The organism is Parabacteroides sp. AF19-14 (assembly GCF_003635485.1).
In the GTDB taxonomy this organism is placed as follows: Bacteria; Bacteroidota; Bacteroidia; order Bacteroidales; family Tannerellaceae; genus Parabacteroides; species Parabacteroides distasonis.
In genome coordinates, this window is record NZ_QTMJ01000008.1 from 171,052 (window position 1) to 186,550 (window position 15,499).

The window sequence follows — 15,499 nt, forward strand, 5'->3', positions numbered from 1 at the left end:
TTAACTGTTATACAATGTTATTTATGAAAGCAAAAGAACGAAAAATATTTTAAACCAACAAACATTTTATTTCAAATTATAAAAAGAATGTCCCCTGCCCGCACCTTTAACGTACGAACAGGGGACTTTACTGATCTAAAATATATGTATATTAGAACTTGTATCCCAATGTCAAAGCTACACGAGTCGTGTTTGTTTTCATCGTGGCGGGTTGGGCTTCGAGGAATGGCTTCGGATCATCTCCCGCAAACATATTAGAGAACGCATAAACATCTTCCTTATGCGTACGGAATACACAAGCCAAGTCCGTATAGAAGTTCGGGGTGAAGCGATAACCGATACCTACCGTATAATTCATGACCCCTTTATCGATCGTATAATTAGGAATCGTACCAACCGTAAAGACCTCTTTCTCTCCATTCTTCAGTTTATCCTTGATCGGACTATCGCTGTAGGCGACACCTGCTCTTACGGCAAATTGAGGAGTAACCTTTACCTCCGCACCTACACGGATCGTATTCATTGACTTGAAATTATCCGTTATATCTTGGTTAGTATACACGTTACTGCTACCATCCGTTTGATACATACGCATATTCTTATAATTCATCAACTCGTAATCAACGCTTATCAAAGCGGTCGTACCCAAGATTGCGGCGGCACTAAAGATCCATTTATCCGGAGAACGGAATTCATAGTCATAATAAGCATTATTAGGAGTAGCCGCATCCAGTTTACGCTCCTTCATCTCCCCTTTATCCATAAAGGTCAGATAAGAACCGGCCTCACCATAATAACGATCTGTCATCTTATACCACGTAGGTGAATTATAAGCTACACCTAAACGAAGAAAATCAGTAGGACGAACAATGGCACCCACATTAAATGAATACCCGGTACCATCCGTATCCAAGTAATTATCTAAGTATAAATTATTGCCGTTCGTAAATTCCTCATCATACGATGACTGATATCTATAGTTCAGATCCGTAATCGCAACCGTAGCGCCAAGCATCACAAGTTCCGATATATTTATACCGAAAGCCAAGTCATATTGATCCACGGAACCTCGCTCTGAAACTTTTAATTGACCTCCTTGCAATAAATACGGACTCCATTGCCCATCCGCATCTTTATCCCCGAACGCACTATAATACTCTTTATCATTATCGTTATATGAATCCATATAACCGGCATTGTATCCTAGAATAGATAGCCAATCACCTAAGTCTTGGTTATTATAAGGGTTATAGTCTTTACCCTCCCCCAACAGTCCGCTAGGCATTCCTGCCGCACGCATGGCCACATAATCAGAAAGAGAAGTATTCAAATCACCTCCTGTAGCCATCGTATAGTTCCGGTTATAATTCTTCAAGCGATTATAAGAGAAACCAACGTTCCAGCTCACGATACCCTCATCATTCGCTGTCGGGAAATATCCTACGTAAGCGATATTATCGAAACTCACCTTCGTACGGCTGTTGTCCACCTTCGAACCAAGCCAATCGGTCTTCGCGGAGGCCGAAGACAAACTCAATGTCGTAACCACCTCCGAGCTTTTATAAATCGCCAAGCCTGCCGGGTTCGTATTCATAGCGGAAATATCACCACCTAACGCACCAAAAGCACCACCCATTCCTAAATAACGAGCCGTACCATTCAACTCCGTCTGGGAATACTTAAAGGCATCCAACTGTGACTGCGAAAAAGCGGTGCCGCCACACAGGGCAAGCACCGACATTATAATTCCTATCCTTTTCATCGTATCTCTAATTTTATCAACCTAACACTTTTACCTGCGACCACCACCGGCACGGCCACCTCCGCCACCAACAGAGCCTCCACTAGAACGACCTCCACCGAAGCTACCGGAAGAAGAACCTACCGAACTACTACGAGAAGGAGAGGAACTTCTAAATTGACTGGAAGAAGAGCGACTATTTGAGAAATCGCTACTGCTTCTGGAAGAAGAACGTGTTACCGGAGCTGAATATTGACGTCCGGAAGAAGATGCGGCTCCAGAACTACTTCTGGAAATCCTTGTTCTCGCCGAGCTATTACTTATGCCCGAGCTACTTCTTGTCGTTGCCGAATTTCTAACAGAAGAAGAGGAACGACGTCCCGCACCAGAGGAAATAGCAGATTCCCTACGGGTAGATCCCGCACGTCCATTGCTCAAGGAACTTGAAGACGAAGGTCTTGTAGTCGATCCGGAATTTCTCAAGGAAGAAGAGCCACTGCTCCGCCCACCTGTATAACCGGAACCTCTGCCACTCGCATAAGAGCGATTATCTCGATAAGAGGAACGTCCGTTTGAATAATGTCTACTTGGAGTCGAGTAGTAACCGGGATAGTAATGATGGTGATGTCCCCAATGGCCACCCCAATAGCCTCCACCCCAGCCCCAAGACGGGCCATACCATGGATCGTACCACGGACTATAATAGCCGGCATAAAAGCCTCCCCAGCCCCAGCCGAATCCCCAAGACGGGCCGTAGAAGCGAGATGAATAAGTCCACCAAGGGCTATAACTATAGAACCAAGGATCGTACCAACCTGTATACCAAGGCGAGCCCCAACCGTTGCCGACATTGATATTAAAATTCACGTTCGCGCTACCGTTCGAATAATCCGTATCATAGCCGTAACCATAATATCCGTCACTCAGATACAAATCGACTTGATCCGCTCCGGCGATCGTAATCTTACTCGGCGAATGATAACGAATGATACGTTCCGTATATTCAGTATCCGAACGACGCTCGGAAGAAGACTCATTCTCATCGCTATCCTCATAGATAACGGAATCATCCTCACGATAAGGCTCCTCCACCTCGACTGATGTATAACGACGGTTATATTCATCCACATCCCGGCTGTCTGAAGAAGCTTGGCTCTTGGCTGTAGCGACCAGGGTCCTAGACTCCTGTTTCGGCTGAACAACCTTTTTCTCTTCAACCTGTTCTTTCTTTTTCTTGTTTTTGGAAGAGAAATACACATCATCAAAGAACTCCTCCTGAGCCGCGGCACTAAACGCGATCAGAAGCATCATCACTAAAGATGTTAATTTCATGGGTTTCATATTTGTTTCTCCTCTACATTAAATAAATATTTTTCTCTTTTCATGTTTGACACCCTTTTATGCAAAGGGTTTAAACGCTTTTTAGTTTTATAACAATAAACTCAATGCAATGTATGTACAAATATAATCGGTTCACGCTAATGTCCCAAGATTTACATATACTTTAACTTATAAAACTCACACATTTATTGTTATCTATAAAAGAAGATGCAAAGTTGGCGTAAACGCTGCAATCTCCGCAAATTCTTATTATTTTTGTTTCAAATTATAACGAAAAAATTACGCATATGGTATTAGCCTCGACAATAGATTTCACATTGCCCTTAGCGGACCCGGTATTAAAATTTCTCTTGATTCTTTTAATTATCCTGGCCGCTCCCCTTTTATTAAACAAGCTGAGAATCCCTCACCTGCTTGGACTGATCATTGCCGGCGCAATTATCGGACCGCATGGCTTTAATCTCGTATTACGGGATAGCAGCATTATCTTGTCCGGGACGGCGGGATTGCTTTATATCATGTTTCTCGCCGGATTGGAAATCGATATGGCGGATTTTAAGAGAAATAGTACGAAAAGCCTAGCTTTCGGCATGTACACATTCCTCATTCCGATGATCCTAGGAACGGTTGTCGGGATATGGGTCCTGCAATTCAACGTATTGACCTCCGTTTTACTCGCCAGTATGTTCGCCTCCCATACATTGATCGCCTATCCGATTATCAGTAAACTGGGTATCAGCAAAAACAAAGCTGTCAGTATCACCGTAGGAGGAACGATGATCACTGATACCTTGGCATTGCTCGTCCTAACGATCATTGTCGGCATGGCCACCGGACAGGTCAACGATATGTTTTGGATTCGTCTGGGGGTTTCCATCTTGATATTCGCGTTAATCGTATTATTCGGTTTCCCTTTCATTGGGCGTTGGTTCTTTAAGCATGTACACGATAATATATCACAGTATATATTCGTGCTGGTGATGGTATTTCTGGGATCTTTCCTAGCTCAGGTAGCGGGCATGGAGGCGATCATCGGGGCGTTCTTATCCGGACTAGCCCTAAATCGCCTTATCCCGCAAAGCTCACCTTTGATGAATCGTGTCGAGTTCGTAGGAAATGCCATATTCATCCCATTCTTCTTGTTGGGCGTAGGTATGTTAATAGATTATCGTACGTTCTTTACCAGTTTCGAGACCATTAAAGTAGGACTTATCATGATTATCGTAGCTACGGCCGCCAAATACATAGCCGCTTGGATGACCCAAAAGACTTTCCATCTGTCCACGGATCAGCGAAGCGTTATTTTCGGCCTAAGTAACGCACAAGCCGCCGCTACATTGGCCGCCGTGATGGTCGGATATAACGTAATCACCGGAACAGACGCTAATGGGGAACCAATCCGGTTATTAAATGAGAGCGTGTTGAACGGTACGATCCTGATGATACTTGTCACTTGCACCATCGCCTCTTTCGCCGCCCAAAAAGGCGCTCATAACATAGCGGCCCAAGATATATCCGATAAGGAGGAAAACAAAAAAGAATCAGAGCATATCTTGATACCGGTCAGCAATGAAAAGACCGTGGAAGAGCTGGTCAACCTCAGCTTGGCGATCAAATCTCCCCAAAACAAGAACGGCTTGTTTGCCCTAAAAGTGATAGATAACCATCATTCAGACGAGAAAGCGTTAAAACAATCCCGCAGGGTTCTACAGACCGCAGTCAATACGGCTGCCGCCACGGATACCCGGATGAAGGATTTATTAAGATATGACTTAAGCATATCGAATGCTATCGCCAGCGTGGTAAAAGAGCGGGAGATCACAGATCTGGTAGTGGGATTGCACAAGGAAAAAGATATACCGGCGGCCTTCCTTGGCCATATCGTGGAAAGCGTATTGGCGGAAAGTAGTGTAAGCACATTCATATACAAGCCCGCACAACCCATCTCTACTGTTAGACGGCATCTGATCATCATCCCGGAATTGGCCGAAAAAGAAATCGGTTTCAACCAAATCATCTTCCGGCTACGAAACGTGACCCAGAACACAGGTGCAGCGACAGTCTTTTACGGTTCGGAAGCGACCTTGAATGCCTTAAAGAAATTATTAGCCAAGAAAAGCGGAGAAGCCAGTTATATCGAATTCAACGACTGGGATGACTTCCTGATCGTTTTCCGGGATATAAAACCGGACGACACGATGTGGATTATCCTTAGCCGCAAGGAAGGACTTTCCTACGCTCCCGCCATGGCCCGTATCCCCAAGTACCTCAACAAATACTTTCAGGCAAACAGTTTCGTCTTGGCATATCCCGTGCAAGCTGGCATGAACGAGGGTACTCGCTATCTGACTTAGCCATTACGGAACCAGCCTCTCACGCCAAGACTTTCGAGGTGAGTACGGCATTTTCCGCTTAGCGTATCCTAGACGGAGGATCAAGGCAGGAATCTCGTTGGTGAAAGACAAGTCTTTCGCCAGCAAACCGGAAAGATCACGCACCTCACAAGGCTGGTTCAAAAAGGCGAAAGCGATATTCTTTTCCGTAGCTCTCAAAAGAAAACGTTGCAAACTCCGGCCTAGCGCAAACCATTCCGGTAGCGTATTTGTCCGTAAGGCGAACAAGGCTAAATGAGAAGAAGAGTCCAGCTTCTTCTTGTCTCCCCTATTTTGTATGCCGGCTTTCAAGACACTTCCCATGATTGTCTCTGAGATAAGACGGGGAAGATTCGGCGCCCCGAACACCGCATAACTCAGGCCGTCCGATGTAGCTCGTACATGATTCTTATTAAAACGCATCCATGATTTCAGCTCTCGTTTAAACAGATGATCGTTCATTTGCCGGTTATTCCCCGCAAATATATAAGAAGAAAGCGTATCGAACTCCCACTCTCCTTTCGACCACAAATGCAGACTGATATTTTCCTCCAAAGGCGTATTCCTCAAATAGCTCAATTGATCCGATGGAATCATTTCCCCGGAATATATGCCTCGATTCGTCTGTCTGACCGAAATTTCCTCGATAAGCCCACTCGTCTCCTTAATCATCGATGCCTCCGACAAGAGTACGGTGATCTCCCCCGATCCTGAAAAAACCGGTAGCGGAGCATATCCTTTTGCCTCAGCCGCAATGCAAAGATTCTCGGTGGCACATCCTAAGCTAATAAATAACTCACGGTTATCCGGATCTACGGCCGGAAGGGACTTACTCATATCCGGAAGAATCTGTATCCTATCCTTTTGCACACGAAACAACCAAGGTTGGGTATTATGCCCCGATGGGGCTTTCACGGCTTGTTCCATCATATAGATAAAATCCGGCCGTATATCACTTATCCGCAATGATCCTGTTTCCATATTATTATACACTTTCTCATTCTAGCGATGCCCACTACCTCTTTCCGTTCGTGCCCGGACAAACGCCTCAAAAACAAAAAATCCCGTAAAGCTTTCGCTTTACAGGACTCTCTGCGGAAAGACAGGGATTCGAACCCCGGGAACCTCTCGGTTCAACGGTTTTCAAGACCGCCGCAATCGACCACTCTGCCATCTTTCCAATATGTTTTGCGATCAAACGTTTCGTTTAATTGCTTTGCAAAGGTAGTCATTCTTTTGGAATATACAAGAGTCTTATGCGCTTTTTTTCTTTTTGTTTATTCTTTTCTTTTAAGAATAGAATGTGTGGGAATCCCCTTTTTATTGCTATTTTTGTAGCAAATAATTTATCAATCAAGTAAAAGGTTTCTATATGAGAAAGTTGAAAAGTTTATGGCTGGTTTCGGTTGTGCTGCTATTAGTAAGCTGCTCGATGTCCGCTAAATCAGATAAATCAAGTGAGGCTGGTACCGCCTCCAAGGGAGAGGTCGTTACTTTGAACAAGGCAGAGTTCCTGCAAAAGGTATTCAATTACGAGAAGAACGCTACGAAATGGGTATATGAAGGTGATAAGCCTTGTATCATCGATTTTTATGCGGACTGGTGTGGTCCCTGCAAGCAAGTGGCTCCTATTTTAAGGGATTTGGCTATCCTGTATAAGAATGATATCGTAGTTTATAAGGTAAATGTGGATAAGGAAAAGGAGTTGGCTGCCGCTTTCGGTATACAAAGTATTCCTACGTTCTTGTTTATCCCTAAGGAAGGACAGCCTCAGATATCGATGGGAGCTCTTCCCCGTGAGGAGTTTGTGAAACAGATCGATACTTTCTTGTTGAAGAAGAAGTAACACGACTTAGTTAATCATCATTTATAGATCGGAAAGCCGTAGAATTTTAGATTTTACGGCTTTTTTAATTGGGAGGGATGCTTTATGAAAGTAGGAATTATCAGATGTATGCAAACAGAGGATTTTTGCCCCGGTACTACTGATTTTAGGATGATCCGTGAGAAAAAGGGAGCCTTTGAGGGTGTAGAGGAAGATATTGAGATCATTGGGTTTATCAATTGCGGAGGTTGTCCCGGAAAAAAGGCCGTATTAAGGGCGAGGGAGTTGGTGAATAGAGGGGCGGATAGTATCGCTTTTGCTTCCTGTATCCAAAAAGGGACGCCGATAGGTTATGCCTGTCCTTTCGCCAAAAGGATGAAGGATGTTATCCAGAACGATTTAGGCGATGGCATCCGGCTGATCGATTATACGCATTAGGAAGATCCGGTAGCTGGTGGAAAAGGCATAAAAAAAGAGGGCATTGAAAAATGTCCTCTTTTTTATTTTGGCATCGCACGAATTATTCAGCGCTTTCAGTTGCCGGAGCTTCTTCAGCGGGAGCCGCTGCGGCTGCTTCCTCAGCTTGCTTAGCAGCTTCAGCTGCTGCCAATTCTGCTTTCTTTTTAGCTACGATTTCTGCTTTTGCCTTATTCGCTTCCTTCTCAGCCTCAAGACGTGCTTTAGCTTCTGCTCTAGCTGCTTCGCTGTCTTTTTCTTTGATAGCTTGTACGGAAGCTTGTTTGTTCTTCAACCAAGCTTGGAATTTTTCCTCAGCTGCGGCTTCGTCGAACGCACCCTTCTTAACACCTTCCAATAAATGCTTTTTCAAGCAAACGCCTTCGCGAGAAAGGATGTTACGAGTTGTGTCTGTAGGTTGAGCACCTACTTGTAACCAATACAAAGCTCTTTCGAAGTTCAAATCTACTGTAGCAGGATTAGTGTTCGGATTATAAGAACCTATCCTTTCAATAAATCTTCCATCACGTGGAGCCCTGCTGTCTGCGATCACGATTTGGTAGAAGGCGTAACCTTTACGACCGTGTCTTTGCAATCTAATTTTTGTTGCCATGTTTGAATAATTAATTTAAGCTGTTTGTATTAGCGGGTGCAAAGATAGGGCTTTCTGTTTATAAAACAAGCGTTTCATGGGAAAATATATGGATGTCTCTGTTTTTTTTAAAGGTAGTTTAAGGGATTAGTTCCTTATGAAATTGGTTGCCGACGGCGTCGGCAATAATGCTGACGCTGTCGGAAAGATTGCTGACGGTGTCGGAAATACTGCCGACGCCGTCGGCAACCAATTTCTTCCTAGTCTTGCCCCGGAAAGATCGTATGAAATCTCCTGTACATCCCTAATGAAAGGGATTTTTCTTATCTTTGCGGCTTCATTATATTAATGTATTAAAATAAACATATGATTTCAGTTGACGGACTAACAGTAGAGTTTGGTGGAAGCGCCCTTTTCTCGGATGTTTCTTTTGTGATTAACGAGAAAGATCGTATCGCCTTGATGGGTAAGAACGGTGCCGGTAAATCTACCTTGTTGAAGATATTGGCCGGCGTGCGGGAGCCAAGCCGTGGAAAAGTGTCCGCCCCTAAAGATACCGTGATCGCTTATTTGCCGCAGCATTTGATGACGGAGGATGGCCGTACCGTTTTCGAGGAGACGGCGCAGGCTTTCGCCCATCTGCACGAGATGGAGGCGGAGATCGCCGAATTGAATAAGCAACTGGAGACTCGTACGGACTATGAGTCGGATGGTTATATGGAGTTGATCGAGCGGGTCTCTACCTTGAGCGAGAAATTCTATTCCATAGAGGAGATCAATTACGACGCCGATATAGAGAAAACCTTGTTGGGACTGGGTTTCAAACGGGAGGATTTCGACCGGCAAACCAGTGAATTCAGCGGTGGCTGGCGTATGCGTATCGAGCTGGCGAAACTACTGTTGAAGAAACCGGATGTCCTTTTGCTGGACGAGCCGACGAATCACTTGGATATCGAGTCTATCCAGTGGTTGGAGGATTTCTTGATCGATAATGGTCAGGCCGTAGTGGTGATCAGCCACGACCGTGCGTTCGTGGATCATATCACGACTCGTACGATCGAGGTGACGATGGGCCGGATTTATGATTATAAGGTAAACTATAGCCAATACTTGCAATTACGGAAGGAACGTCGTGAGCAACAACAGAAGGCTTATGACGAGCAACAGAAGATGATCGCCGAGACGAGAGAGTTCATCGAGCGTTTCAAGGGCACGTACTCCAAGACCTTGCAGGTGCAGAGCCGTGTGAAGATGCTGGAGAAACTGGAGATCTTGGAGGTGGATGAGGAAGATACCTCGGCTTTGCGCTTGAAGTTCCCGCCTTCGCCACGTTCGGGCTCTTATCCGGTGACGATCGAGAATGTCTCGAAAGCGTATGGCGATCATACGGTTTTCCGAAACGCTAATCTGATGATCGAGCGAGGGGATAAGATCGCTTTCGTCGGGAAGAATGGCGAGGGTAAGTCTACCTTGGTGAAGTGTATCATGAAAGAGATCGAGCATGAGGGGACGTTGACGCTGGGGCATAACGTGATGATCGGTTATTTCGCCCAGAACCAAGCCTCCCTGCTGGATGAGAATCTTACGGTTTTCCAGACGATAGACGATGTGGCGCAAGGTGATATCCGTAATAAGATCAAGGATCTGCTGGGTGCGTTCATGTTTGGCGGCGAGAACTCGGCGAAGAAGGTGAAGGTGCTTTCCGGTGGCGAGCGCACACGTCTGGCTATGATTAAGCTATTGTTGGAGCCTGTGAACTTGCTGATTCTGGATGAGCCGACAAACCATCTGGATATGAAGACGAAGGATATCTTGAAGCAGGCGTTGCTTGACTTTGACGGGACGTTGATCGTCGTATCCCACGACCGTGATTTCTTGGATGGGCTGGTCTCTAAGGTCTATGAGTTCGGAAACCAAAAAGTGACGGAGCATTTGGAAGGCATCTATGAGTTTATGCAGCGCAAGAAGATGGAGAATCTGCGTGAGCTTGAGCGGAAGAATTAAATCCTCCACCCAAGCGTCAGCATAATATCATACGTGGAGCTATCTATATCTTTATGATACTTATAATGGGTACGGCGGGAGAAATAACGATTTCGCAACGCAATATTCCATTTATGCTTGGACATATAGGCTAAGGTGGTGGAAAATACCGTTAAACGTGCGTTGCCGGCATCGCCTTGTACGTTTAACTTTGTAGGGTCCACCGCATTCCAGTCTATATCCGGCTCGTATCCTTTCCATGTGAAGATATGGTAGTTCTCCAAATCGATCAAGAACGCCCAGCGTTTATCGTAGGCCAATCCGGTAAACGCTTTCACGCTATAACCGCTTCCCAGATTATAATCTCTCTCTTCCAGCCGGAGGTAATCGGAGATGCTTGCGCCCAAGGCGACTCCTGTTCCGTATAATTCGGCGTAAACATCTACCTTATTGTCCGGCGTGCCTCTTTTGTAATAGATCAATCCACCACCGACCGCCGCCGCTTCCGATATGCGGTAGGGAGCTACCGTTTGGGAACTATTGGATTTTAACTCGGAATCATAGTAGTCGAAATGCTGAAAGATTCCAGCGGCCAGACTACGAGGGCCTTTACTCCAGACCTGTTTCCCCCAGATAGCCCCAACGGCATTGACTTGGCTGATGAGCGGCTGGCTCGAAAAGAAATCGAACCCGGCCTTCAACTGAAACCATTCATAGGGCGAATAGAAATCATCATTGAAAGGATCTCCATAATCCAACCTGAAGGATACGTGCATGCTCGTAGTGCCATGCTTGGAGCCTTCCTGCTCGGCAAGGAAGCGAGGACCAACACCCACGATGAAGTTCACGGGAACCGAGGTGTAGACACGCCCCTTGGAGCTGCTGTGTCTCCAAGCTTCTCCCGTGATGATACGATTGATCGCCCGCATCGGAGATATCAAACCGGATAAGATCTCCCGTCCCACACGTTCCGCCCCGTGGGAGCGGTTGTCGATGAATAAGTCGGAGAGCCGGTAGGTAATCTCACCTAATTCTATACCGCCGAAAGAGGTGGCAAGCATGTCATTGATGGAGGGCGGTTCCGTTTCCATAAAGAATTCCCACATTAGGCTGCCTCCCGCCGCGAATGGAATGGATTGCCAGAAATTCAGTCCGTTGCTACGGGCCGCGTTGAAATATAACGATCCGTGATAGGGATGGGCCACCAGATTGGTAGAGAACTTATCCGTGTCCCAAACAGGCCCCGTCTTGAAGTTTTGCTTAATCGTATGTCCGTTTATCTTCGCGAAATCCTCGTTCATTAAGAAACGGTCGAAAGTCCAGACGGCCATGTTCATTCCGAATACCTCGCTTGCTGCCAACCAAGGGCGGCGTGGAATGAAAAGGGCCGTGTCGCTCACGTAATTGCGGGCATCCATCTGAGGGAAGTGTTGCCCCCACATCCATTGGCTGGATAGCAGACAGATCAACCCGATCAACATGCATTTTTTCATCCTCATCTAACTCAATTCTCTTTTGTGAATAAAAATCAATAGGTTACGGTTATAACCACTCCGCAAACTTATATATAATAAACATTAAGGGATTCGTTTGGTTTAAATTATTGTTAGGTATTCTTTCTATAAATGCTGTTATTTGCGAACTATTCCGTATTTTTGCGAAAAAAACAAAATGATAGATTTTATCACCTTTTGTGACTATACAGGGACCTTTGCGTTTGCCATAAGTGGCATAAGATTGGCTTCTGCGAAACAATTTGATTGGTTTGGCGCCTATGTGGTGGGTGTCGTGACCGCTGTAGGAGGAGGTACGATTCGTGATATTTTATTGAATGCGGTGCCTTTTTGGATGGAACAAGCCTCTTATTTGATTGTCTCGGCCTTGGCTTTGTTGTTCGTTATCGCTTTCCGAAAATACGTGATCCGTTTGAACAATACATTTTTTATATTCGATGCTATCGGATTGGGGTTGTTTGTGGTGGTAGGTATCGCCAAGACCTTGGATTTCGGGTTTCCCATGTGGGTGGCGATCGTGATGGGAACCATAACCGGCTCGTTTGGCGGTATGATGAGGGATATATTGATTAATGAGGAGCCTTTGATATTCCGGAAAGATATTTATGCGTTGGCTTGTGTCTTTGGCGGTTTGATATATTATATATGTATGCAAACTTCTATGTCGGCGGCGATGATACAGTTCGTATCGGCGTTGAGCGTGTTCCTCGCACGTATAATCGCCGTAAAATATCATATAAGTGTTCCGGTGTTGAAAGGAGAAGAATAATTTATTAACTTTGCATAATTATATGGACATGCATACTCAACAAGAAAAGGCTTCCATCCTGTTGATATATACGGGTGGGACGATAGGTATGATCGAGAATCCGGAGACTGGAGTGTTAGAGTCGTTTAATTTCCAGCATTTGAAGGACAATATGCCGGAGTTGAAGAAACTGGGGTATTCGGTGGCCACGATACAGTTCGATCCTCCGATGGACTCCTCGGAGATGGGGCCGGACTCGTGGATGAAGATCGTGAAAATCATCGCCGATAATTATCAGAAATACGACGGCTTCGTGGTACTGCATGGCACGGATACAATGTCGTATACGGCATCGGCATTGAGTTTTATGCTTGAGAACCTGAGTAAGCCGGTGATCCTTACGGGATCGCAATTACCGATCGGGATGTTGCGTACCGATGGGAAGGAGAACTTGATTACGGCGATCGAGATAGCGGCTGCCAAGGAGAACGGCTTACCGTTGGTCCCGGAGGTCTGTATCTTTTTTGAGAATGATTTATTGAGGGGGAATCGTACGAGTAAGATAAACGCAGATAATTTTAACGCGTTCCGTTCGTACAATTACCCGGCTTTGGCTCATGCGGGTATCTATATTAAGTATGATCTGCCGCAGGTATATCATCCGGTATCGCGTAAGCCGCTGAAGCCGCATTATTTGTTGGACCGAAATATCGCTATACTAAAACTATTCCCCGGAATTTCTCCGCAAGTAGTGGAAAGTATCCTGAATATCCCGGGTCTGAAAGGCGTGGTGATGGAAACATTCGGAAGCGGAAACGCTCCGTGCGAGGAATGGTTCTTGAATATGTTGAAGGAGGCTGTAGACCGTGGTATCGTCATCGTGAATGTTACTCAGTGTAGGGCCGGAAGTGTGGAGATGCACCGTTATGAGACGGGGCACAAATTGTTGGAGGCAGGCGTGACGAGCGGCTTCGATAGTACGACGGAGAGCGCCGTGACGAAGCTAATGTTCCTCTTCGGCCATGGGCTGACACCCGACGAGGTAAAGGAGCATATGAACTGCTCGTTGATCGGGGAGGTATCGATCCCTGAGACGTTCCGCCCCTAGTGTATACTATGTAAAACAGAAAAAAAGCAGTGTTGCGGAATAGGAGAGTATGAAACTATCATTTCTGAGTTTAGCGAGTGGGAGCAGTGGGAACTGCTATTATTTGGGGACTTCGGAATTCGGTATGCTGATTGACGCAGGTATCGGAATCCGGACCATAAAGAAAGTATTGAAGGACCGGTCGATCGATTTTACCAAGATCGTGGCCGTGTTGATTACCCACGATCATGCGGATCATATCAAGACGGTCGGGTATTTGGGCGAGAAGCTTTGCATTCCTGTCTATGCGACAGCCGACGTGCACCGGGGGATTGATAAGAGCCGGTATGTGGAGGAGACCTTATGTGTCTCCCGCAAGGTTATAGAAAAAGAAGTTCCATTCCTTATCCGTGATTTCCGTATCACGGCTTTCGAGGTGCCTCACGATAGTACTGATAATGTGGGGTACCATATCGAGTATGGTAATCATAAATTCACTTTCGCTACCGACGTAGGCCATATCACGGACACGGTGGGGAAATATATCTGCATGGCGAACCATTTAATATTGGAAGCGAACTATGACGAGGAGATGCTTCGTTTCGGTACATATCCCGCTTTCTTGAAAGAGCGGGTGGCGAGCCCCACCGGGCATTTGAGTAACAGGGAGGCCGCAGAGTTCTTGGCGACCCATTATAATACCGGTTTGAAGAATATCTGGCTTTGCCATCTCAGCCGGGACAATAACCATCCCGAACTGGCCTATAAGACAGTGGATATACGTCTTTTCCAAGAGGGCATAAGGGTAGGGAAAGATGTCTCATTGGTTGCGTTGAAGCGGACTACACCCTCGGATATTTACGAGTTTGATTAAAATTTTAAGAAAAAAAGTAGTCGAAAAGTTTGCGGGGAAAAATAAAACCTCTATCTTTGCACCCGCAATCGAGAAACAAACGGTGGTTTGAAAAAGTAACGATAGCAAAATGGAATGACTTGGTAGCTCAGTTGGTAGAGCAAATGACTCTTAATCATTGGGTCGAGGGTTCGAGCCCCTCCCAGGTCACTCAAACAAATAACATGTTGACTTGGTAGCTCAGCTGGTAGAGCAAATGACTCTTAATCATTGGGTCGAGGGTTCGAGCCCCTCCCAGGTCACACGATTTACTTATTGGAAAGATGGCAGAGTGGTCGATTGCGGCGGTCTTGAAAACCGTTGAACTGAGAGGTTCCCGGGGTTCGAATCCCTGTCTTTCCGCAGAACCTACTGAACAAAACAAGAGAGTAAGTGGACAAAAACCTACAAATCGCTGATTTGTAGGTTTTTTTTATTGCTTATAAGTCTTGTCTCCAATGCCTTATCAGAAGAAAATTCGGCTCACCCGATAATCAGTGGGGGTATCTTCAGGCTCATATATATTTCATTTCAGCCGGCAACCTAAGACAAGTCGACCTACAGAAATATAGAAGTCGGCCAACAGATGAGATCATGGGATAACCATTGCCATATAAATCGCTGTCTTATATCCTGTTAATCAACAGACCAACTCACTTGAGAAAGGCTTCCCAAGTGAATAACTAACCACTTCCAGACTCGTAAGCTTACGGCTACCCCCAGCCGTAAGTTATTCACTTGACAAGCCGTAAGTTATTCACCTGACAAGGCATAAATTATACATTAACCGTCTCTTCCCCGATGGTTATCGGGAAATGGCAGAGGAACTATAGATACAAGTGGCCCATTTGTCTTTTTGACAACTTGTAATCTGAAGTCCCGGAGAATCGATTATTCCGTACCCAAGTGCGTCTCGCTTCCAAATTCGAGAGAAAAAAACAGCAATTC

12 protein-coding genes and 4 tRNA genes are annotated in these 15,499 nt (G+C 45.6%); 10 read left to right on the top strand and 6 right to left on the bottom strand.

Going from position 1 to position 15,499, the window contains the following annotated elements; all coding sequences use genetic code 11:
- Positions 1-151: 151 nt before the first annotated feature.
- Positions 152-1,762: an OmpP1/FadL family transporter gene (locus DWX33_RS10440; RefSeq protein ID WP_005866281.1), complete on the bottom strand. Its 1,611-nt coding sequence runs from the start codon at positions 1,760-1,762 to the stop codon at positions 152-154.
- 30 nt (positions 1,763-1,792) lie between these two features.
- Positions 1,793-3,082 (bottom strand): hypothetical protein, encoded by a 1,290-nt coding sequence (locus DWX33_RS10445; RefSeq protein ID WP_005866279.1) that lies wholly within the window; start codon positions 3,080-3,082, stop codon positions 1,793-1,795.
- Positions 3,083-3,369: 287 nt separating this feature from the next.
- Here DWX33_RS10445 and DWX33_RS10450 point away from each other — a divergent pair, with 287 nt between their 5' ends.
- Complete coding sequence (locus DWX33_RS10450; RefSeq protein ID WP_122144138.1) at positions 3,370-5,436, top strand: cation:proton antiporter; 2,067 nt, start codon at positions 3,370-3,372, stop codon at positions 5,434-5,436.
- 3 nt (positions 5,437-5,439) lie between these two features.
- Here the strand turns inward: DWX33_RS10450 and DWX33_RS10455 are convergent, their stop codons facing one another.
- Both DWX33_RS10455 and DWX33_RS10460 read right to left on the bottom strand, forming a co-directional pair.
- Positions 5,440-6,435, bottom strand: a complete 996-nt coding sequence (locus tag DWX33_RS10455; RefSeq protein ID WP_044544614.1) for a nitroreductase — start codon at positions 6,433-6,435, stop codon at positions 5,440-5,442.
- A gap of 114 nt (positions 6,436-6,549) precedes the next feature.
- Positions 6,550-6,634, bottom strand: a tRNA-Ser gene (locus DWX33_RS10460).
- A gap of 192 nt (positions 6,635-6,826) precedes the next feature.
- Between DWX33_RS10460 and trxA the strand changes: the two genes are divergently transcribed.
- Both trxA and DWX33_RS10470 read left to right on the top strand, forming a co-directional pair.
- The gene (gene trxA / locus DWX33_RS10465; protein WP_005858169.1) at positions 6,827-7,300 is read left to right on the top strand and encodes a thioredoxin; all 474 of its coding nucleotides are present in this window, start codon (positions 6,827-6,829) and stop codon (positions 7,298-7,300) included.
- 84 nt (positions 7,301-7,384) lie between these two features.
- On the top strand, positions 7,385-7,717 hold the full coding sequence (locus DWX33_RS10470; RefSeq protein WP_005866270.1) for a CGGC domain-containing protein: 333 nt from the start codon (positions 7,385-7,387) through the stop codon (positions 7,715-7,717).
- Between the two features lie 82 nt (positions 7,718-7,799).
- Here the strand turns inward: DWX33_RS10470 and DWX33_RS10475 are convergent, their stop codons facing one another.
- Positions 7,800-8,348 carry a 30S ribosomal protein S16 gene (locus DWX33_RS10475; protein ID WP_005858168.1) on the bottom strand — a complete coding sequence of 183 codons (549 nt, stop codon included), beginning with the start codon at positions 8,346-8,348 and terminating at the stop codon, positions 7,800-7,802.
- Positions 8,349-8,693: 345 nt separating this feature from the next.
- Between DWX33_RS10475 and DWX33_RS10485 the strand changes: the two genes are divergently transcribed.
- Complete coding sequence (locus DWX33_RS10485; RefSeq protein ID WP_005858166.1) at positions 8,694-10,331, top strand: ABC-F family ATP-binding cassette domain-containing protein; 1,638 nt, start codon at positions 8,694-8,696, stop codon at positions 10,329-10,331.
- Here the strand turns inward: DWX33_RS10485 and DWX33_RS10490 are convergent.
- Positions 10,328-11,809, bottom strand: a complete 1,482-nt coding sequence (locus DWX33_RS10490; protein WP_005858165.1) for a DUF3943 domain-containing protein — start codon at positions 11,807-11,809, stop codon at positions 10,328-10,330. The genes DWX33_RS10485 and DWX33_RS10490 overlap by 4 nt on opposite strands.
- A 172-nt stretch (positions 11,810-11,981) precedes the next feature.
- Between DWX33_RS10490 and DWX33_RS10495 the strand changes: the two genes are divergently transcribed.
- The 6 genes from DWX33_RS10495 (at position 11,982) to DWX33_RS10520 (ending at position 14,914) form a co-directional block, all read left to right on the top strand.
- Positions 11,982-12,593, top strand: a complete 612-nt coding sequence (locus tag DWX33_RS10495) for a trimeric intracellular cation channel family protein (protein ID WP_005858164.1) — start codon at positions 11,982-11,984, stop codon at positions 12,591-12,593.
- Positions 12,594-12,615: 22 nt separating this feature from the next.
- Positions 12,616-13,680, top strand: coding sequence for an asparaginase (locus DWX33_RS10500; RefSeq protein WP_005858163.1), 1,065 nt, complete (start codon positions 12,616-12,618; stop codon positions 13,678-13,680).
- A 49-nt stretch (positions 13,681-13,729) separates the two neighbouring features.
- Positions 13,730-14,533 carry an MBL fold metallo-hydrolase gene (locus DWX33_RS10505; protein WP_005858162.1) on the top strand — a complete coding sequence of 268 codons (804 nt, stop codon included), beginning with the start codon at positions 13,730-13,732 and terminating at the stop codon, positions 14,531-14,533.
- Between the two features lie 116 nt (positions 14,534-14,649).
- Positions 14,650-14,722, top strand: a tRNA-Lys gene (locus DWX33_RS10510).
- A 19-nt stretch (positions 14,723-14,741) separates the two neighbouring features.
- Positions 14,742-14,814, top strand: a tRNA-Lys gene (locus DWX33_RS10515).
- Positions 14,815-14,829: 15 nt separating this feature from the next.
- Positions 14,830-14,914 (top strand) — tRNA-Ser (locus DWX33_RS10520).
- The last annotated feature ends 585 nt before the right edge of the window (positions 14,915-15,499 follow it).